11 protein-coding genes are annotated in these 20,710 nt (G+C 72.9%); 3 read left to right on the forward strand and 8 right to left on the reverse strand.

The genetic code is table 11. The annotated features are described in order from the left end of the window. The 7 genes from PV734_RS33670 to PV734_RS33700 all read right to left on the reverse strand — a co-directional run. Positions 1–6,546 (reverse strand): polyketide synthase (locus tag PV734_RS33670; protein WP_319293380.1); only part of this gene is annotated, 6,546 nt, incomplete at its 3' end. Between the two features lie 341 nt (positions 6,547–6,887). Continuing rightward, on the reverse strand, positions 6,888–7,646 hold the full coding sequence (locus PV734_RS33675) for a thioesterase II family protein (RefSeq protein ID WP_319098725.1): 759 nt from the start codon (positions 7,644–7,646) through the stop codon (positions 6,888–6,890). A gap of 10 nt (positions 7,647–7,656) precedes the next feature. Then, complete coding sequence (locus PV734_RS33680) at positions 7,657–8,478, reverse strand: hypothetical protein (protein WP_319098726.1); 822 nt, start codon at positions 8,476–8,478, stop codon at positions 7,657–7,659. A 589-nt stretch (positions 8,479–9,067) separates the two neighbouring features. Further along, positions 9,068–9,688 (reverse strand): TetR family transcriptional regulator, encoded by a 621-nt coding sequence (locus PV734_RS33685; protein WP_319098727.1) that lies wholly within the window; start codon positions 9,686–9,688, stop codon positions 9,068–9,070. Then, positions 9,685–11,415: an MFS transporter gene (locus tag PV734_RS33690; protein WP_319293381.1), complete on the reverse strand. Its 1,731-nt coding sequence runs from the start codon at positions 11,413–11,415 to the stop codon at positions 9,685–9,687. Before PV734_RS33690 ends, PV734_RS33685 begins: the two co-directional genes overlap by 4 nt. Before the next feature lie 426 nt (positions 11,416–11,841). After that, positions 11,842–12,930, reverse strand: coding sequence for an alpha/beta fold hydrolase (locus PV734_RS33695; protein ID WP_319098729.1), 1,089 nt, complete (start codon positions 12,928–12,930; stop codon positions 11,842–11,844). Continuing rightward, complete coding sequence (locus PV734_RS33700) at positions 12,927–13,748, reverse strand: 2-oxo acid dehydrogenase subunit E2 (RefSeq protein WP_319098730.1); 822 nt, start codon at positions 13,746–13,748, stop codon at positions 12,927–12,929. Before PV734_RS33700 ends, PV734_RS33695 begins: the two co-directional genes overlap by 4 nt. A gap of 243 nt (positions 13,749–13,991) precedes the next feature. Between PV734_RS33700 and PV734_RS33705 the strand changes: the two genes are divergently transcribed. From PV734_RS33705 to PV734_RS33715, 3 genes are all read left to right on the forward strand, one after another. Next, on the forward strand, positions 13,992–15,017 hold the full coding sequence (locus PV734_RS33705) for a threonine/serine dehydratase (RefSeq protein ID WP_319098731.1): 1,026 nt from the start codon (positions 13,992–13,994) through the stop codon (positions 15,015–15,017). Between the two features lie 443 nt (positions 15,018–15,460). Beyond that, a complete protein-coding gene (locus PV734_RS33710) occupies positions 15,461–16,225 on the forward strand; it encodes a thioesterase II family protein (protein ID WP_319098733.1) in 765 nt (254 codons plus the stop codon). A 65-nt stretch (positions 16,226–16,290) separates the two neighbouring features. Then, positions 16,291–17,055: an AfsR/SARP family transcriptional regulator gene (locus tag PV734_RS33715; RefSeq protein ID WP_319098734.1), complete on the forward strand. Its 765-nt coding sequence runs from the start codon at positions 16,291–16,293 to the stop codon at positions 17,053–17,055. A 79-nt stretch (positions 17,056–17,134) separates the two neighbouring features. On the opposite strand, the gene PV734_RS33720 is transcribed toward PV734_RS33715, so the two are convergent. Further along, positions 17,135–20,278, reverse strand: a complete 3,144-nt coding sequence (locus PV734_RS33720; protein WP_319293382.1) for an amino acid adenylation domain-containing protein — start codon at positions 20,276–20,278, stop codon at positions 17,135–17,137. Positions 20,279–20,710: the final 432 nt, after the last annotated feature.

Genomic DNA, 20,710 nt, shown 5'->3' on the forward strand with positions numbered 1-20,710 from the left:
GGTGCCGCGTACCAGGCCGGGGGCGGGCATTCCGGCGGCGAGGGCGCGTAGCCCGTCGAGCAGTTCCTCCCGGTCGGTGCCCACCACCGCGGCACGGTGGTCGAGGTGCGCACGGCCGGTCGCCAGCGAGCGGCCGATCTCCGCCGGGTCGAGGTCCAGCTCCGACAGGGCACGGGCCTGGTCGCGCAGCGCGTCCTCGGACTTCGCCGACAGCAGCCACGGCAGCACCGCGGGAGTCTGCGCGGCGGCGGGCGCCGGCACCGGTGGCGCCTGCTCCAGCACGACGTGCGCGTTGGTGCCGCTCATCCCGAACGCCGACACCCCGGCCCGGCGCGGGCGGCCGGTCTCCGGCCACGCGGTCGACTCGGTCAGCAGGCTCACAGCGCCCGCGGACCAGTCCACGTGCGGGGTCGGCTCACCGACGTGCAGCGTCCTGGGCAGCACGCCGTGCCGCATCGCCATGACGGTCTTGATCACTCCGGCCACGCCGGAGGCCGCCTGCGTGTGACCGATGTTCGACTTCACCGAGCCGAGCCACAGCGGCTCCTCGCGCTCCTGGCCGTAGGTGGCCAGCAGCGCCTGCGCCTCGATCGGGTCGCCCAGCGTGGTGCCGGTGCCGTGCGCCTCGACGGCGTCGATCTCGGCCGGGGTGAGCCGGGCGTCGGCGAGCGCGGCCTCGATGACGCGCCGCTGGGAGGGGCCGTTGGGGGCGGTGAGCCCGTTGGTCGCGCCGTCCTGGTTGACCGCCGAGCCGCGGACGAGACCCAGGATCTGGTGGCCGTTGCGCCGTGCGTCCGACAGCCGCTCCAGCAGCAGCAGACCGGCACCCTCGGAGAACCCGGTGCCGTCGGCGTCCGCGGAGAACGCCTTGCAGCGGCCGTCCTCCGACAGCCCACGCTGCCGCGCGAAGTGCACGTACATCATCGGGGTGGACATGATGGCCACGCCGCCGGCCAGCGCGAGGTCGCACTCGCCCGAGCGCAGCGCCTGGGCGGCGAGGTGCAGCGCCACCAGCGACGAGGAGCAGGCGGTGTCCACCGACACCGCGGGACCCTCGAAGCCGAACACGTACGACAGCCGCCCGGACACCACGCTGCCGGCGCTGCCGGTGCCGATGTATCCCTCCAGGTCGGCGGGCGGGGCGAAGCGGGTGCCGTAGTCGGTGTAGATCAGGCCGGTGAACACGCCGGTACGGCTGCCGCGCAGGGAGGTCGGGTCGATCCCGGCGCGCTCGAACGTCTCCCAGGCGGTCTCCAGCAGCAGCCGCTGCTGGGGGTCGACGGCCAGCGCCTCGCGGGGCGAGATGCCGAAGAACGCGGGGTCGAAGTCACCGGCGTCGAAGACGAATCCGCCGTGCCGGGTGTAGGTCGTGCCCGCGTGGTCGGGGTCGGGGTGGTAGAGGTTGTCCAGGTCCCAGCCGCGATCGGTCGGGAACGTCGTCATGGCGTCCGTGCCGGAGGCGACCAGTTCCCACAGGTCCTCCGGGGAGCGGACCCCGCCCGGGTAACGGCAGCCCATCGCCACCAGGGCGATCGGCTCGTCCACGGTGGTCGTGCGCCGCGGCGCGGGCGCCGCGGCGCCGCGCTCGCCGGACAGCTCGGCCAGCAGGTGGCCGGCCACCGCGACCGGACTGGGGTGGTCGAAGACCAGGGTCGCGGACAGCTTGAGGCCGGTGGCGGCGTTGAGCCGGTTGCGCAGCTCCACACCGGTCAGCGAGTCGAAGCCCAGCTCCCGGAAAGCCTGCTCCTCGCGCAGACCGTCGGCCCCGCTGTGGCCGAGCACAGCCGCGGCGTGCATGAGCACCAGGTCCCGCAGCAGCCGGTCGCGTTCGGCCTCCGGCAGTCCGGCCAGCCGCGCGGCGAGGTCGGCGTCACCCGCGGCGGCCTGGGTCCTGCCGCGGACCAGCCCGCGCAGCACCGCGGGCACGGCCGCGGCCGAGCGGCGGGCGGCGGCCAGTTCGATCCGGGCCGTCACCAGGCGGGGTTCCTCGCCGAACAGCACCGGCAGGTCCAGCCCGTCCACCGACGCGCAGGCGACCGTACGGGCCGGGTTGCCCTGGGCGCCGCGCCGGCGGGTGAGCGCGTCGAGGAAGGACGCCGGTTCGCCCGGGGCCGAGCCGGTCGCGGCCCCGGCGGGCGTCAGGACGACGAAGTGGGCGACGCCCGGCAGGCGGGTGGCCGCGTCCACCGCCCAGGCGGCCTCGATCAGGGCGTCGGGCGCCGCCGTGCCGTCCGCGTCGGCGGTGGTGTGCACGACCGCGGACAGCGGGTGCTCGGCCGGTACGACGGCCAGGGCGGCGTCGAGACCGTCGGCCGGGTCGGCGTGGACCAGCACGTGCGCCAGGCCGAGGCGGCCGGTCAGGTGCCGCGCGAGCGGCTCGGCGCCGGGCCCGGTCACCAGCACGGTGCCCTCGGGAGCGGAGGGTGCCGGGCCGGGGCGGTGCCGGACCAGACGGGGGGCCAGCACGTCGCCGCCGCGTACGGCGATCCGAGGCTCGCCCGCGGCCAGTGCCCGCAGGGCCAGCCCGGCCGGCTCGTCCGCGTCCGTGTCGGGCCCGGCGGCGCGGGGGCCGTCCTCGGGGGCCGTCCCGGTGCCGTCGACGTCGATCAGCACGAACGCGTCGGGGCGGGCGGCCAAGGCGGTGGAGACCGTGCTCCAGGCCGCGGCGCCCGCGAGGTCGGCCGGCTCCTCGCCGGCCAGTGCCGCGACGGCGCCGTGGCCGACGACGGCCAGCAGGCCGTCGGCGGGCAGCGCCGCGACCGCCGCGCGCGCCTCCGCGACCGCCGCGCGGACCTCGTCGATCCCGGTGCCCGGGGCCACGGACAGGACCGTGACCTCGGGCACCTCCTGCTCCGGGGCCGCGGGCAGGGTGGTCGGCACCCAGTCGAGCGCGTACAGCGGGTCGCCGGTGCGCTGCACCAGCTGGTCCGGACGGACCGAGCGGGTGACGACCGCCTCGGCCTCGATCACGGGACGGCCCGCGGGGTCGACGGCCAGCAGTGCGAACGAGTCGTCGGGACGTCGGGAGATCCGCACCCGCAGGGCGGTCGCGCCCACCGCGTGCAGCCGCACCCCGGACCAGGCGAAGGGCAGCGAGATCTCCTCGTCCGCGGTCCGCTCGTGCGGGATCTCCAGGAACCGGCTCTGCAGCGCGGCGTCCAGGAGCACCGGGTGGATGGCGTGACCGGAGACGTCCGCGGCCACCTCGACGTCGGCGTACAGGTCGTCGCCGTCCCGCCAGGCGCCGCGCAGGCCGCGGAACACCTCCTCGTAGCCGATCGACCGCTCCGCCAGACGCTCGTACAGGCCCTCCACCGGCAGCGCCACGGCCGTGGCCGGGGGCCGCAGGTGGTCGTCGGCGGGGGCGGACTCCGGAGCGGGGGCGAGGACGCCGGTGGCGTGCCTGACCCACAGCGCGTCCTCGGCGTCGGCGCGGGAGTGGATCTCCAGACCGCGCCGGCCCGCCGCGTCGGCGCACGAGGCGCTCACCCGGAACCGCAGCGCGGCGGCCTCCGGGACGGCCAGCGGGGCCTCCAGGGTCAGTTCCTCGACCGTGCCGCCGCCCAGCAGATCGACGGTGTGCAGCGCGAGGTCGACGTACGCGGTGCCCGGCAGGAGCGCGTTGCCCAGCACGGAGTGCCCGGCCAGCCACGAGTGACCGGCGGGCATCTGACGGCCGGTCAGCACCAGTCCGCCGTCGGCGAGTTCGAGCGCGGCGTCGAGCAGCGGGTGTTCCGCCGCGGTCAGGCCGGCCGAGGTCACGTCGCCGCCGGCGGGCCGCACCAGCCAGTACCGCTCCCGCTCGAAGGGGTAGGCGGGCAGTTCCGCCCGGGGCCCGTCGGGCGCGACGACCGTGCTCCAGTCCACGGCCAGCCCGCGGGTGTGACCGGTGGCGAGCGCGGTGTGGAAGTGCGCCAGGGTGTCGCCGTCGCGGCGGAGCGTGCGGATCACCGCGGCGGTCTCGGGCAGGGAGTCCTGCAAGGGGCCGTTGAGCACCGAGTGCGGCGAGATCTCCACGAAGTGCGTGTGGCCGGTGCGGGCCAGCTCGGCGACCACCGGCTGGAGCAGGACCGGCCGGCGCAGATTGCGGTACCAGTACCCGGCGTCGACCTCCGAGCCGTCGAGCAGCTCGCCGGTGACCGTGGAGTGGAAGGCGATCGCGGTGCCGCGCGGACGCACCGGGGCCAGCAGGTCGAGCAGTTCCCGCTCGATCGCCTCGACGTGCCCGGAGTGCGAGGCGTAGTCCACCGGGATGCGGCGCACTCGGACCCCGTCCGCCTCCAGCGCCGCGGTCACCTCCTCCACGGCGGCGGTCTCACCGGAGATCACCGTGGCCGAGGGGCCGTTGACGGCGGCCACGAAGACCCGCCCGCGCCACGGTTCGAGCCGCTCCTCCACCTGCTCGGCGGGGGCCGCCACCTGGGACATCGAGCCCTGGCCTGCCAGCGCGACCAGGGCCTTGGAGCGCAGCGCCACCACGCGCGCGCCGTCCTCGAGGGAGAGCGCGCCGGCCACCGTGGCGGCGGCGATCTCGCCCTGGGAGTGGCCGATCACCGTGTCGGGCGTCACCCCGTGCGCCTGCCACAGGGCGGCCAGCGACACCATGACCGCCCACAGCGCGGGCTGGACGACGTCCACCCGCTCCAGCGCCTCGGCGTCGCCGAGCGCCTGGGTCAGGGTCCAGTCGGCGAACGGCGCGAGCGCGGCCTCGCACTCGCCCAGCCGCGCGGCGAACACCGGTGACTGGGCCGCCAGTTCGAGACCCATGCCGGCCCACTGCGACCCCTGGCCGGGGAAGACGAACACGGTCTTGCCGGTGCGGCCCGGGACGGCGCCGGCCGTCACACCCGGCGCCGACTCGCCCGCCGCCAGAGCGGTGAGCCCGGCGGTCAGCTCCTCGCGCGATCCGGCGACCACGGCGGCACGGTGGTCGAAGTGGGTACGGCTGAAGGCCAGGGTGCGGGCGGCGTCCGCGGGGTGCGTCACGGCGTCGGCGGCGGCCGCCGACAGACGGCGGGCCTGCTCGCGGACGGCCTCCTCGCTCCGGGCCGACAGCAGCCAAGTGACGGGGGCGGGCGCGTCGGAGGACGCGTCGGCCGTCTCGGATCCGGTGGCCGCCGCGGGTATCTCCTGCCCGGCGTCGCCGTCGGCGTCCTCCCGCTCGGACGGCGCCTGCTCCAGGATGACGTGCGCGTTGGTGCCGCTGATGCCGAACGAGGAGACCGCGGCCCGGCGCGGGCGGCCGGTCTCGGGCCACGGCTCCGCCTCGTTGAGCAGTTCCACCGCACCGGTCGACCAGTCGATGTTGGGGCTGGGCTCCTCGGCGTGCAGCGTCCTGGGCAGCACCCCGTGCCGCATCGCCATGATCATCTTGATGACGCCGGCGGCGCCGGCCGCGGCCTGCGTGTGGCCGATGTTGGACTTGACCGACCCCAGCTTCAGCGGCTGTCCCTCGCGCTGCCGGCCGTAGGTGCCGAGCAGGGCGTGCGCCTCGATCGGGTCGCCCAGCGTGGTGCCGGTGCCGTGCCCCTCGACCACGTCGACGTCCGCGGTGGTGAGCCCGGCGTCGGACAGCGCCTCGCGGATCACCCGCTGCTGCGAGGGACCGCTCGGCGCGGAGAGCCGACTGCTGGCGCCGTCCTGGTTGACCGCGGTGCCGCGGACCAGGCCGAGGACGCGGTGCCCGTTGCGCCGCGCGTCGGACAGCCGCTCCAGGAGCAGCAGACCCGCGCCCTCGCCCCAGCCGGTGCCGTCCGCGTCGGCGGAGTACGCCTTGCAGCGGCCGTCGAGCGACAGGCCGCGCTGCCGGCTGAACTCCACGAACAGACCCGGCGTCGAGATCACGGTGACCCCGCCGGCCAGCGCCAGGTCGCACTCTCCGTCGCGCAGCGACTGCGCGGCCAGGTGCAGGGCGACCAACGACGACGAGCAGGCCGTGTCCACGGTGACGGCCGGGCCCTCAAGCCCCAGGACGTACGAGATGCGGCCGGAGGCGACGCTGCCGGCGCTGCCGGTGCCCAGGTAGCCCTCCAGCTCCTCCGGCATCTGGTGCAGGCCGTTGCCGTAGTCGTCGTACATCACACCGGCGAACACCGCGGTGCGCGAGCCGCGCAGCGTCGCCGGGACGATGCCCGCGTGCTCGAACGCCTCCCAGGCGGTCTCCAGCAGCAGCCGCTGCTGCGGGTCGGTGGCCAGCGCCTCGCGCGGCGACATCCCGAAGAAGGGGGCGTCGAACTCCCCGGCGTCGTAGAGGAATCCGCCGCGCCGGGTGTGGGTGGTGCCCGGGTGGTCCGGGTCGGGGTCGTACAGGCCCTCGTTGTCCCAGCCGCGGTCGGTGGGGAAGTCACCGATCGCGTCGGTACCGGAAGCGACCAGGGCCCACAGGTCCTCCGGCGAACGCACCTCGCCCGGATAGCGGCACCCGATGCCGACCACCGCGAGCGGCTCGCTCTTCGCCGACTCCAGCCGCTTCAGGCGCTCGTTCGCCTGACGCAGTTCCAGGGTGGTGCGCTTCAGATAGTCGCGGAGCTTGTCCTCGTTGGCCATGGGGTCCAGGTACCTCTCATCGAGGGCGATCTTCCGAGTCAATATCGCGAGCAGGGCTAATAGCGCTCTAACCAACCTCTAAAGGCGGCAGGGGGGCGGCGGAATAGTTCATGCCGAGTGAATGCCGCACGGCGTGCGGGCGCCGCCGGCAAGACCCCGAAAAGCAAAGCGAATCGCGGCACGGGAAAATCCCGGGAAAAAAGGGGAGGGTGAATTCCGGTAACACCCTCCGCCCTTCGGCGCCCTGAGTCGTTCGGGGCGCGCACGGGCAAAGAGAAGGGGAGGGGCGGCCCGGCGGCCGCCCCTCCCCTTAGGGGTTCGCTCCCGTCGTTCCCCGATGCCTACCGGCGGCTCAGCTCGCGGGTGAGCAGGTCGGCGACGAGCGGGAAGAACACCTCCGGCGAGTCCTGCTGGAAGAAGTGACCGCCGGGCACGGTGTGCACGTCGCAGCTCACGGTGGTGTGCCGCGCCCAGCCGTCCACCACGTCCAGCGGCAGCAGCGGGTCGCGGTCGCCGGCGAAGACGTCGACCGGGCAGGGCAGCGGATCTCCGGCGGCCCGGTGGCTGTGGCAGATCTTCAGGTCGTCGCGGAGCAGGGCGAGCGCCGACCGCACCCACTCCGGGTAGCGCAGCAGCTCCTGAGACATGCCGCCCAGGTTCACCAGCCACTGCGCGAGCCCGTCGTCGGACAGGTTGAGGGCTTCGGTCACGGGGGCAAGAAGGTGGGGCGGGGGGAAGGCGCCGACCATCAGCCGCTGCGGCAGGCTCGCTCCGCGCGCGGCCCGCAGCCGCGTCAGGTGGTAGGCGATGATCGCGCCCATGCTGTGCCCGTAGAAGGCGTACGGGCCGCTCTCCAGCAACGGGTCGAGGCTGCGGTCGAGGTCGGCGGCCAGCTCGTGCACGCTGGTGAACCTGGGCTCCTGGACGCGCCGTTCGCGGCCGGGCAGCTGGACCGGCAGCACGGTGACGTCCGGGCCGAGGAGCCGCTGCCAGGTTCCGAAGGCCGAGGCGCCGCCGCCGGCGTGCGGGAAGCACAGCAGACGCACGGCGGTGCCCGGCGCGGCCGACGGCGGCAGATAGGCGCTGATCGTCTGAGGCATGGCCGGCCGCTCAGCTCTTGAGCAGGTCGACGACGGCCCCGGCCATGTCCTTGTCGGACAGCAGGGTTCCGTGGTCGGCCTCGATGGTGATCTCGCGTCCGACCTCGATCTCCACACCGGCGCTGCGCATGGCGTTCAGACCGCTGAGCGCGCTGGTGGAGTTGAAGGCGACCGCCGAGCGCCACTGCTCGCGCGGGTCGATCTCGCTGGCGGCGGCCAGGTAGCAGAGGAAGGAGTCGAAGACACCGAACAGCTCCTCGCGCCGGGTCTCGTCGAGCCCGAGCCGCTCCAGCGCCGGCATGCCGAACTCCCGCATCAGCCGCAGCAGCTCGTCCTTGAGCTCCACCGCGTCGGTGATGCGCTGGAAGGCCTCCTCGCCGATGGAGCGCGCCTCGGCGATCTCCGGGGCCGACAGGGTGTCGGACAGGAACCCGATCACCTTGTGGAACTGCCAGAACAGTGTCTGGGCGGTGGACAGTTCGGGGTCGAAGACCACCAGCGGCGGCACTTCCTGGTACCGGCCGATCCGCTCGGCCAGCGCGCCGGCGTACACGGCGCCACCGCAGAAGCCCAGGACGGCGTGCACCTTGGGGCGCTCCGTCTCCAGGCGGGCCGCCCAGTGGTCGACGTAGTCGGCGCCGGACAGGGACTGTCCCGGCGCGACGTTCGGCGGTACGGACTCCCAGACCTCGAAGGCCGACCCCATGTTCGCCACCAGATCGGAAAAGCGTGCTTCGGGTCGACCGGTGGTGTCGAAGTCGACGGCAAGCACTATTCCCTCGGGGCTGTCGCTCTCCACCAAGGTCTTCCACGTGCCTGATGCGGTCACCATTTCTCCTTGGTCACAGGCCGACGGACATGCGACGAGGCTACCGTGGGCGGTGTATCGATCCCCACCCCGGACCACCCCTAACGCACCCCTATCCGGGTCCTGGGAAAACCGTAGGGGTGACCCCGGAGAAGTTCCTTTTCATATCGCTGGGACAAAAACCTCCCGGCGTCTTGAGACGCTTTTCCGGCAGGGCCCGAAACAAACGCCTGGCCGGCAGCGAAGTCGGAGGAGGTGTAAGCATTCAGAAGGTTGAGTGCGAGGTGCCTGCCTGACGATGTGACAGATGGTGGGTGCGGCCGGCCGGCCAGGACCCAGCTGAAGATCTCCGGCTGCCACCAGTCCGACGACGGTGCCACGGCCTGGCTCAGCGTGCGCTCCTACCTGGACTCCGCCCGCAAACACGGCATCGGCGCCTTCGAAGCCATCCACCGCGCCTTCACCGGCAACCTCTGGATGCCCACCCATCGCCCAGAGCGCCTGCCCAGGCACCTCACACCCTGGCAGCACTTCGCCCCGCCGCGTGGCGGCGGGGCGAGGCGAAGCGAAACGCGGGCCCGGATCGACCGGCGGCGTCCTGGCCGGCGGTGCGTCAGAGGTGCAGGCCCTGGGAGAGAAGGGCGAGCTGGTTGTCGTACAGCGCCGTCAGATCACCGACGCCGTCGTGTTCCACCCAGTGCCAGATCACGGTGGTGAGCACCGCGATGATGGCCGCGGCGACGCACTTGACCTCCAGGTCGTCGCCGTCGCGACCGGTGCGCTCGGCGATCAGCTGGGCGATGGCGGCCTGGCTCTGCAACTGCTCCTCCAGCGAACGCGCCCGGATCGACGGGACGCTGAAGGTCAGCCGGGTGCGGAAGAGCAGTTCCTCCCGGTCGCTGGCCAGCAGTCTGGCCAGCGAGTCGGACAGGGCGTGCCGTACGGCGTCCACGATCGGCTCGTCCACCGGGCGGTTGCCCAGGGCGTCACCGAGCATGGAGTCGTACTCGTCCATGAGGACGACGTCCTCCTTGGTGGGGAAGTACCGGAAGAACGTGCTTTGCGAGACCTCGGCGGCCGCTGCGATCTGGTCGACGGACGTCGCGTCGTAGCCCTGCTCGGCGAAGAGCCGGAACGCCTCGCGCCGGATGCTCCGCCAAGTCTTCAGCTTCTTGCGTTCGCGCAGACCGAGGGTCGATGTCGCGGGCATGGTGGAGATCTCTCTGGCGTTCATACCAGCGATTCTCCGCGTTCGTTGGTGGTGCTGCCATCCTCCGTGTCCTGGGCCGTGCCGTCGGCGGCCGCCTGCGCCTTCTTCGCCGCCTCGGCCGCCTCGGCCTTCTCGGCCTTCCTGGCCTCCTCGGACTCCTTGGCCTTCAGCAGCGCCGGGTCCTGCGACCGGGCGGGCAGGAACACCACGGCGAGGACGGCGGCCACCAACGAGGACACCGCGCACACCAGGAGCACCAGGCCCATGCCGTGGACGAAGGCGCTGTGCGCGGAGGCGAGCAGGGCCTTGTCCTGGAGCTCGGCGGCCACCGCGTCGGCGCCGAGCACCGAGTCGCGCGCGGCGTGGGCCGCGGGCGCCGGCAGGTTGTCGGTGGACAGCCGGTCGAGGTAGCGCGAGCTGAGCAGGCTGCCCAGCACGGCCACGCCGAGCACGCCGCCGACCTGCTGCAGCGTCTCCAGCAGGCTGGTGCCCGCGCCGGAGCGCTCCGGCGGCAGCGAGGACATCACCAGGGTGGTGGCCGGCACGATCGCCAGGCCGAAGCCGAGACCGGTCATGGTCAGCCACAGCGCCACCGACCCGTAGCCGTCGCCGTTCTCGGTGAAGGAGCCGAGCAGGCCGCCGCCGGCGAGCAGCAGCAGGCCGATCGGGATGATGATGCGCGTCCCGAGCTTGGAGACCAGGCCGTCACTGAGCGCGGCGGCCCCCATCAGGCCGCCGATCATCGGGAGCAGCCGCAGGCCGGTGCCGAAGGCGTTGGCGCCGAGCACGCCCTGGAGGTACTGGGGCAGCACGAACAGGATGCCCACCACGGCGAACTGGACGAAGACCGCGATCAGCGAGCCCCAGCCGAACCGGTGGTCGCTGAACAGCTTGAGGTTGACCAGCGGGTGGGAGATGCGCCGCTGGTGGAGCACGAAGCCGGCCAGCAGCACGATGCCGGCGGTCAGCGAGCCGGTCACCTGCACGTCGTCCCAGCCCTTGGTCGGCTGCAGGATGGTGCCGTACACCAGGACGGTGATGCCCACGGCGCTGAGGACGGTGCCGATCAGGTCGAACGAGCCGTGCTTCTCCTCGACAGGGGTCAGGCCGGCGGCGCGCGCGGCCTCCGCCTCGTGGCGCCTGCTGTCGTTGGGCAGCAGCCACACGCCGGCGATCAGTGCGGCGACGACCACGGGGACGTTGAAGACGAAGACGGAACCCCACCAGAAGTGGTTCAGCAGCCAGCCGCCGACCAGCGGGCCGATCGGCAGGCCGAGCGCGGTGGCGCCGGTCCAGGTGGCGATGGCCTTCTGCAGCTCGTCCTGGGCGAAGATCTTCGGCAGGATCGCCATCGACAGCGGTGTGATGATGGCGGCGGCCAGGCCGAGCACGGCGCGGACGGCGATCACCGCGCCGGTGCTGTCGACCAGCGCACCGGACACGGATGCCACGCCGAACAGCGCGATGCCGCAGACCAGCAGCTTCTTGTGTCCGAAGCGGTCGCCGAGCATGCCGATCGGGAGCATGGCGGCGGACAGGGCCAGCAGATAGCCGCCGCTGATCCACTGCAACTGGGCGCTGTTGGCGCCCAGTTCCTGCGCGATGGACGGCAGGGCCACGTTGATGATGGTCCCGTCCAGACCGATGATCAGCACGCACAGCGTCAGCGCGGCCAGCGCCCACCAGCGGCGGGGCGAGGACGCGAGTGCGGGGGGTGGTGAGGGAGCGGCATCCGAGACTGCGGCAGACATGACGACCTCCGGCAGGATTCAGCGACTTGTGAGTGGTACGGAGAACTCCGCATCATGGAAGCTACTGATGTTGGGGGTAACTGTCAAACTAAAGTCGCCATCATCTGCGTGTTGCATGTTAAAGAGGGTTGCCGTCGGCTTGCCGCAACCTCGGAAGCGGGGGAGCGGGGTGCGCGTCCGCAGGAGCGGACCCGGCGTCCGGGCAGGTCGGACGGCCCGGCGCTGGTGCGGCCGGCTCGTCGGCACGGCCGCCACGGGCGGGTCCTACGGGCCGGTCGACTCCGGTCCGGCGGGTCCGGCGGGTCCGGCGGGTCCTGCGGGCCTGGCGAGATGTACGTGTCCGACGGGTCCGGTGGCGGCGGCGGGTCGTGCGGGACCTGTCGGTTGTCCGGGACCCGGGCGCCCCACGGGACGTGTGGGCCGGGCTCAGGCCGGGGTGTTCCCGCGGCCGAGCAGAGCGCCGATACGGCCGCGCGCCCGTGCCGCGCCCCACATCAGACCCAGGGTGCGGGTCCGCAGGTCCTTGGCGTTCCGCATGCGCAGCAGCGACCAGGTCAGCCAGAACTTGTTCTCGCCGGAGTGGCCCGGCGAGCCGTGCACGTCGTCGTGGGCGAGCACGCTCACCCGTCGCACGGTCTCGCGGAGCAGGCGCGGGTCGGCCGGCGGGATCACCTCGTCCCGCAGACTCTCCAGATAAGCCACCGGGATGTCCAGCGACGCCAGCCGGTCCGCGGGCAACGCCCAGTCCTCCATCCGTGCCAGATCCACGCCGGTGAGGTGGGTGAGGCTGTCCACGGTCACCCGGGGCAGGTCCTTGCGCCACGCCGCGTCCGTGAAGAACGCGCTGACCGGCGCGCCCACCGTGACGACACCCCTGATCCGGGGGTCGTCCATCGCACACCGCAGCGCCTGGTGGCCGCTGAAGCTCATCGCCAGCGCGTAGGTGCGCGACACGTCCGCCCGGTCGGCCACCGCGTCCAGCACGGCGGACAGGAAGCGCCAGCTGTGGCGGTCGTAGGAGACCTCGTTCTCGCCGACCCCGGGCATCTCCAGACCGATGGCCGTGTAGCCGAGCCGGGCGAACACCGGCAGGGAGGGCGCCCACTGCTCCTTGACGGTGAGGAAGCCGCCCATCACCAGCACCACCGGCCGACGCTGACCCGGGGTCAGGCCGGCGGCCCAGGCGCCCACCCGGCGCCCCTCGAACTGCAGGTCAAGGCGGTGCACGTCCTGGCCGGCGCGCCACCGTTCGAAGGCGGCCAGCGACTTGTCGTACGCCTCCTGGCGGCCGGGGCCGTCCACGAAGGGGAAGCGCGCCATCAGGTAGTGGCGAGCCGCCTCCACGTCCTTGCCCCGCGCGGTGAGCAGATCACCTTGCGCGAGCCACTCGCCGGACCACGAGCCCGGCCCTTCGCCGTCGGTGCGGACGCGGTCCAGCAACTGCCGGTACCCGGCGATCTCCAGGCTCCTGGCGTGCACACCCACGTACCGCTTCAGCTCGTCCACGTCGTTCATGCGCCCACTCCGTCGCTGGACGGGACGGCCTCGACGGACTCCACCACCGGCCCCTCCGGAGCGCGGAAGCCTTCCAGCGCCTCCTTGAGGTCGGCCAGCACGTCGGCGGCCTCGGCGCCGTCGATGACCCGATGGTCGAAGGTCAGGGACAGCCGCAGCACCGGAGCGGCCACCACCTCCCCGTCGCGCACCACCGGCCGCTGGGCGATGCGCCCCACGCCCAGCGTGATGGTGGTGCCGCCCACCGAGTAGAAGTCGTCCACCGGCCGGTGCCCGAGCGACGTCACCGCGAACGTGCCGAACGACTCGCCCCGGCGACCCAGCGGCCGCACGCCGAGCCGGAACAGCAGCCCGCCCACCGGCCGCGGCACACCCTGCAGCACCCGGGCGCCCGCGAACTCCGGCATGTTCGCCGGGTCGCCGTCGCGCAGGTGGCTCACCCGCTCCTGCACCTCGGCCAGCGAACTGCGCTCCAGGCCCGGCAGCACGGCGGACAGCACGATCCGCTGACCGCGCACCGTCCGGTCCAGGGTCAGCTTGCCGTTGGCGCCGGAATAGCGGGCCACCCGCGGCCGGACGCGCCCGCGGACCGCGGCGTTCGCCTCCGGATGCGCGACCAGCACACGTGCCGCGGTGTGCAGCACGTACGTCACGATGGAGTACTTGTGGGCGGTGGAGTCGGCGCCGGTGCCGTTCCGGTGGTCGAGCACCGCGCTCATGTCCACGTCCGTGCCCAGGAAGACGGGGGAGATCGCGCGTATCTCGCTGAGGAAGGCCAGCGTGTGCCTTCGTTCTTTGGCCATGGCGGTGATCTGCATCCCGCCACGGTCCCCGAGCCGGCTAACCCGGTCCTTGCCATGCGCTAAAACCGGCGCCCGCCCTCCCGGGGAGCCGCGGGACCACGGCGGCACAAGGCCGCGGACAGCCGGGCATTTAGCCGGACCTTAGCCGCATTCCCGATGCTGATCCCCGACCCCGAGGCCCCCCGGATGTCGGTGCGTGTGCCGACGGCCCCGGGCCGTCTTCGGGAGCACACGGACCCCATGAGAAGAGGCGTCGACATGACCGGCACCGAGACGGGCACGGAGGTGCTCGCGGACAGCTCGCCGCGGCTGAGTTCCTCCGGTGTCCGCAGGGCCCAGCAGCGGCTGGCGGGACGGGTGGCGCGGACGCCGGTGATCCGCTCCGAGGAACTGGACCGGCGCGCCGGGGCCCGGCTGTGGCTCAAGGCCGAGAACCTGCAGCGCGGCGGATCGTTCAAGATGCGCGGCGCGCTGCTGGCCGTGGAACGGCTCGTGGCGGCCGACAGCCGGGGCGTGGTGGCCCAGAGCACCGGCAACCACGCGATCGCGGTGGCCGTGGCCGCCCAGGAGTGCGGCCTGCCCGCGACCCTCGTGCTGCCGGAGGACGCCGCGCCCACGAAGGTGCGCCGCATCCGCGACACCGGCGCCGAATGCCTTCAGGCCGGCACCACGCTCGCCGACCGGATCGCGGTCGTGGAGCGGATTCGGGCGCTGCGCGGCCTGGACGTCATCGACCCCTACGAGGACATCGACGTGGTCCTCGGTCAGGGCACGGCGACCGCCGAACTGCTGGACGGCGTGGCCACCGCGGGCGGCTGGCTGGACGCGGTGGTGATCCCCGTCGGGGGCGGCAGCGCGGTCGCCGGTGCGTGCCTGGTCACCGCCGGTACCGGCATCGAGGTGATCGGCGCGGAGCCGGACGCCGTGCCGGCGCTCAGCGAGGCACTGCGGGCCGGAGCGCCGGTGACCGTGCCGGCCCGGGCCACCATCGCGGACGGGCTGCGCCCCGACCGCATCGGGAAGCTGCCCTTCGACGTGGCCCGGCACGCCGTGACCGACGTGGTGCGGGTCGAGGAGGACGCCATCGCCGACGCGATGCGCACCGTGCTCACCGAGTGCCGGCTGCTGGTCGAACCGGCCGCGGCCACCGCCGTCGCCGCGGCGCTGCGGATCGCCTGGCGCGGGGGCCGCACCGACGTCGGCGTCCTGCTCTCCGGAGGCAACGTCGAACCTTCTCTCGTCGCCTCCCTGCTCGGCGACGAGGCCCTGCCTGCTTCCGCCTGACACGGAAGCGGGCGACTGGGCCGTACCGGCCTCAGCCCGACCGCGGCGGGCGACTGGGCCGTACCGGGCTCAGCCCGACCATGGCGGGCGACTGGGCCGTACCGGGCTCAGCCCGACCATGGCGGGCGACTGGGCCGTACCCGCCGCCTGACGGAGAGGCGGGCGACGAGCCGTACCGGCCTCCGCTCGACCGCGGCGCCCGGCCGCCCCCTTCGAACCCCTGGGTTCCCCGCTCCGCCACCCGGACCGCGCCGCCCGTGGCCCCCCCCACGGGCGGCGCATCACATCCACACAGGGGGTCACCTACGCACCCGTACACCCCCCTACCGGCAGGGGGGTGTACGGGTGCGTAGGGGCTTTTCCGGGGTTACCCACCCCCTTCACGGCTTCCTAGACTCCGCAGCGAAATCCCGAGTCAGTGAAAGCAGTGAAGGGGACGTGCCGTGACGAGTGCCACGAAGACCGGCGGGGACTGGGTCCGCCGCTTCCACCGGTCGCCGGACTCCGCCGCCCGGCTGGTGTGTTTTCCGCACGCGGGCGGATCGGCGACCTACTACTTCCCGCTGTCGGAGCGACTCGCCCCGGCCGTGGAGACACTGGCACTGCAGTACCCGGGCCGGCAGGACCGCGCCAAGGAGCCGGCCCTGCGCAGCCTCGCCGAACTCGCCGACCGCTCCTTCGAGGCACTGTCGCAGTGGAACCTCGGGGACAAGCCCCTGATCCTGTTCGGCCACAGCCTGGGATCGGTGCTCGCCTTCGAGACCGCCCGCCGCCTCCAGGACGCCGGCACCGCACCGGCCCGGGTGTTCACCTCCGGCTACCCGGCCCCGTCGGTGCTGCGCGGCGGCGACATCCACCGGCGCGGCGACGCGGGCATCATCGAGGAACTGCGCACCGTGGGCGGCACCGACCCGGTGTGGCTGGAGAACGCCGAGTTCATGGCGACCGTCCTGCCCGCGCTCCAGGCCGACTACACCGCCATCGAGACGCACCCCCGCCAGATCGGCGCCCGCCTCGACTCCCCGCTCACGATGCTGGTAGGCGACGACGACCCGCACACCACCGAGGCGGAGGCCCGGTCCTGGGCCGACCACACCACGGCCGCCTTCGACCTCAAAGTGTTCCCCGGCGGCCACTTCTACCTGGACAAGTACCCGACCGAGATCGCCGACCTGATCACCGGTGCCGTCAAGGAGATCACCGGCTGACCCCCGCACGGGGACGACAGGCACGAAGCACTCGCAGGTCAAACGCAGACAAGGAGAACTGAGCGGTGAGGTACGAACTCCTGGGGAACCTGCGCGTCGTCGACGGGCCGCAGATCTCGTCCATCGGTGCGCAGAAAATCGAGATCCTGTTTGCCACGCTGCTCGCCAACGCCGACCACGTGGTCTCGTCCAGTCAGCTGATGAACGAGATCTGGGGCAAGCAGCCGCCCCGCCGCGCCCTGGCCGGCCTGCACGTCTACGTGTCGGAGCTGCGCAAGTTCCTGCACCGGCCGGACCGGGCGCAGAGCCCGATCATCACACGTGTGCCGGGCTACGGGTTGCGGTTGGACGGCGACGAGCTGGACTCCGAGATCTTCCTGGCACTGGCGGGCGTCGCCCGCCGGCTGGTGCGCGAGCGGCGCTACGAGGAGGCCCGGGAATCGCTCGAGGAGGCGCTGGCGCTGTGGCGCGGCCCCGCGCTCGGCGACCTGGGCCAGGGCCCGGTGCTCAGCAGCTTCGCGACCCGGCTGACCGAGACGCGGCTGGAGTGCCTGGAGATGCTGATGGACGTCCAGTTGGAGCGCGGCCGGCACCGCGAGGTGATCGGCATGCTGTACACCATCACCGCGGAGAACCCGCTGCGGGAGACGTTCCACCGTCAGCTGATGCTGGCGCTGTACCGCTCCGAGCGCCGCGCGGACGCCCTCAAGGTGTACCAGTCCACCCGCCGCGTGCTCATCGAGGAGCTGGGCCTCGAACCGTGCACGCCGATGCGGGAGTTGCACGAGGCGATCCTGCGTTCGGACGTGCTGGAGCCCGTCGGCCTGTGACGGGCGCGCCGCGCCGAAGGGCCCCGGGGCATCCCCGGGGCCCTTCGGCCGTCCGCGCCACGACGGGCGCCCGGACCGCTCAGGCCGGGCGGGCGTCCGCCGCGTCCCCGGCCCCGTCGTCGTCCGTGTCCGCGCCGTCACCGGCGCCGGACCGCAGGATCCCGGCGATGGCGGCGGGGGAGGGGCTGGCGAAGAGATCGGCCAGCTTGACCTGGACGCCGTACTCCTCCTCGATGCGCTGCAGGAGCTTCGCGCCCAGCAGCGAATGACCGCCGCTGGTGAAGAAGTTGGAGTCGGGACCGACGTCGTCGTGGCCGAGCAGGTCGCGCCAGAGCCCGATCAGATCGCGCACGAGCGGGTCGGCCGGCTCGTCCCCCGCCGCGGCGGGGGAACCCTCCGCGGACCGGGCGGCACCGGAGTCGACGGACATGGCCAGGGCCTCCAGGGCGAGATGGTCGACCTTCTCGTTGGCGTTGACCGGCAGGGCGTCCAGCACGGTGAACTCCTGCGGCACCGCGGCGCGCGGCAGTTCGGCGCGCGCGAAGTCCCAGAGGCTGTCGGCCAGGCCCTCGCCCGCGTCCGGGGCGGCTTCCACGAACACCAACAGCCGGCCGTCGGAGCTGCGGTCGCCGACCACGACCGCGGCGGCCCCCTTCACCCCCGGATGGCCGAGCAGGGTCGCCTCGATCTCGCCCAGCTCGATGCGGTTGCCGCGCAGCTTCACCTGCCGGTCGGCACGGCCGAGGAGTTCGAAGGTGCCGTCGGGCAGCCACCGGCCCAGGTCGCCCGAGCGGTAGAACCGCCCGTAGCGCGGATGCTCGCCGAAACGCTCGGCGTTCAGTTCCGGACGGCCCAGATACCCCAGGCACACGCCGTCCCCGGCGATGCACACCTCACCGCGCACACCTACCGGCAGCTCCCTGCCGTCCGGCGCGAGCACGAACATGCGGATGTTCTGGATGGGCCCACCGACCGAGATACGGTCGTCCAGGTCGTCGGGGACCACGCCCCAGGTGCACCACGTGATGGTCTCGGTGGGCCCGTACGCGTTGACGACCTCGGCACCGGCCGCGAGCAGCCGCTTGGCCAGGACGACCGGCACGGGTTCCGCCCCCGTCACCACGATACGGCCGGCCAGGCGGTCGGCGACGTCGTCGTACACCATGCGCAAGGTGGTGGGCGTCGCCTGGAGGATCCGGGGCGCGTAACGGTCGATCAGCTCCCGCAGCACCTTGCCGTCGGTGCGCGCCTCGTCGGGCGCCACGACGATCCGGCCGCCCGAGTACAGCGGCACGTAGTGCTCCAGGTTCGCCATGTCGAAGGCGAAGGTGGTCATCCACAGCGTGGCGTCCTCGGGGGTGGCCCGCAGCCGCACCGTGTAGTCCGAGGCGATGTTGGAGATCGCCCGGTGCGGGAGCAGCGCGCCCTTGGGCCGGCCGCTGGAACCCGAGGTGTAGATGAGATACGCCGGGGACTCCGGGTCCAGGCGGACCGGGAGGTCCGCGAGCGGCTCCTCGGGCGCGGCGTCCGCGATCGCGGGCAGCGCCAGCCGGGGCAGCTCGGCGGCGCCGGGCAGCGGCAGCTCCCGGTCGGTGAAGACCGCCTTGGCGCCGGAGTCGGCCAGCAGGTACGCCACCCGTTGCGCCGGATGCTCGGGGTCGACCGGCAGGTAGGCGGCTCCGGTCAGCCACACGCCGAGCACGGCGGCCGTCAGCTCCGGGGAGCGGGACGCCGCGATGGCGACCACGTCACCGGGGCCCACGCCGGCGGCGGCGAGGGTGGCGTGGGCGGCGCGGCCGGCCTCCCACAGCCGCCGGTAGCCGATCTCGCGCTCGCCGTGCTGGACGGCGACCGCGACCGGGGTGGCGCCCGCGTGGCGGTGCACGGCCTCCAGGACGTTCGCCGGGCCGGGCGGCGAGTACACGACGGCGGTGTCGTTGGCCGTGTCGATGACCGCGTGGTCCTGCTCGCTCCACACCAGCAGCTCGCCGACGGGCCGGTCGACGTCCGCGGCGATGGCCGGCAGCAGCGCCTCGTAGCGCAGCAGCAGCGCCTCGGCGTCGGCGGGGCTGAACTTCTCGGTCGAGTAGCGGGCGGTGACCTGGACGACGTCCGGCGAGGACGCGACGAAGAACTCCAGGTCGTACTTGCTGTAGCCGTTCTCGATCACGATCGGGCGGGCGGCCTGCCCGGCGATCTCGAAGTGGGTCAGCTCCAGCTGCGGGAAGTAGTTGAACAGATGCCGGGCGAGGCGGTTGCGCCACGTCGATCCGGCCCGCGGCAGCAGGCCCGCGATGGTGTCCTCCGGCACCGCGGCGTGCGTGAGCGCGCCGAAGTAGGTGTCGCGGACCCGCCGGACCAGAGTGCGGAAGCCGTCCTCGGGTTCGACCCGCACGCGCAGCGGCAGCACGTTGGTGTGGTGGCCCACGGTGCGCGGCGCCTCGGGCGGCCGGACGCTGACCGGGGAGCCCACGTTCAGGTCGGGACCCGCGCCGTGCGCGGCCAGCAGCACGTCGAACAGGGTCAGCAGGACCACGGCCTCCGGGGCGCGCACCTCCCGCTGGAGGGCGCGCAGCACCGTCCTGGCCTCCGGCGACAGCGTGCGCACCAGCTGGTCGCCCTTGAGGGTGGGGTCGGCCGCGTCCGCGGCGCCGCACCACAGGTCGAGGCCGTCGGGGTCGAAGCCCTCCAGCTGCCCGCGCCAGAACTCCACGTCCGCCTCGCCGGGTTCCGGCTCGTGGAACGCGGCCACCGGCTCCAACAGGGCGGCCGGCGCCTCGCGGCCCGCGGCGAGTTCGCCGTACAGCGCGACGATCTCCTCCAGCAGCGTGGTGCCGGAGATGATGTCGTAGTCCAGGTGGTGGACGGCCAGACAGAGCACGTCACCGTCGGCGTGGTGGAAGAGCCCGGCCCTGACCAGCGGCCGTCCGTCGAAGGCGAAGCGACGGTTGACGAAGGGCAGCAGCCCTTCCGCGAGCGCGTCCGACGGCACGTCGGGGCCGTCGGACTCCTCCAGCGGCACGTCGAAGCCGTCGGCCGGAACGACGCCTTTCTCCAGCTCCGCCCCGTTCGCGAAGTAGACGGTCCTGAGAACCTCGTACCTGCGGAACAGAATCGACAGGGTGCGGCGGACCGCCGCGCCATCGAGTCTCCCTTCCGTCTGGAATGCAAGGCTCAGATTGTTGGCCGCGCTGTCGGGCACCAGCCGTTCCAGCAACCACATGGCCTGCTCTTTACGAGTGGCCGCTCCGATATTTTCCGCAGATCGGGTGCCGGGCTGCACTGCGGGTCCCAATGGGTCCTCCCTACAGGGCCAGATGTGAAACAAGTCATATACTGTCCGCGGCTATCGCCGCCTTTCCCGACACCATACGATCCGCCCACCCCGAGCGGGCACCCCTAATGGCTTTCCACTCCCTTACCGGAACGTCTGCTGCCCCTAACAGTCCCCTCATAGGGGTGGTAGGGGTTACGTCCGTACATGGCCCGCCACCTAGGCTGTTCAAGGTTCTGGAGTCGGAATCAAAGGGAATTGTGCCGTCGTACAGCCGTCCGCGGCGCACTCCCGCCAGCTTTCCAGCCGACGTCCGCCGGCACCCGCACCGACCGTGGGCTGCGGGTTCGGCCGGTCGGCCGATGTTTTTACCAACGGATC

It is taken from the genome of Streptomyces sp. AK08-02 (assembly GCF_033795085.1).
Lineage (GTDB): Bacteria > Actinomycetota > Actinomycetes > Streptomycetales > Streptomycetaceae > Streptomyces > Streptomyces echiniscabiei.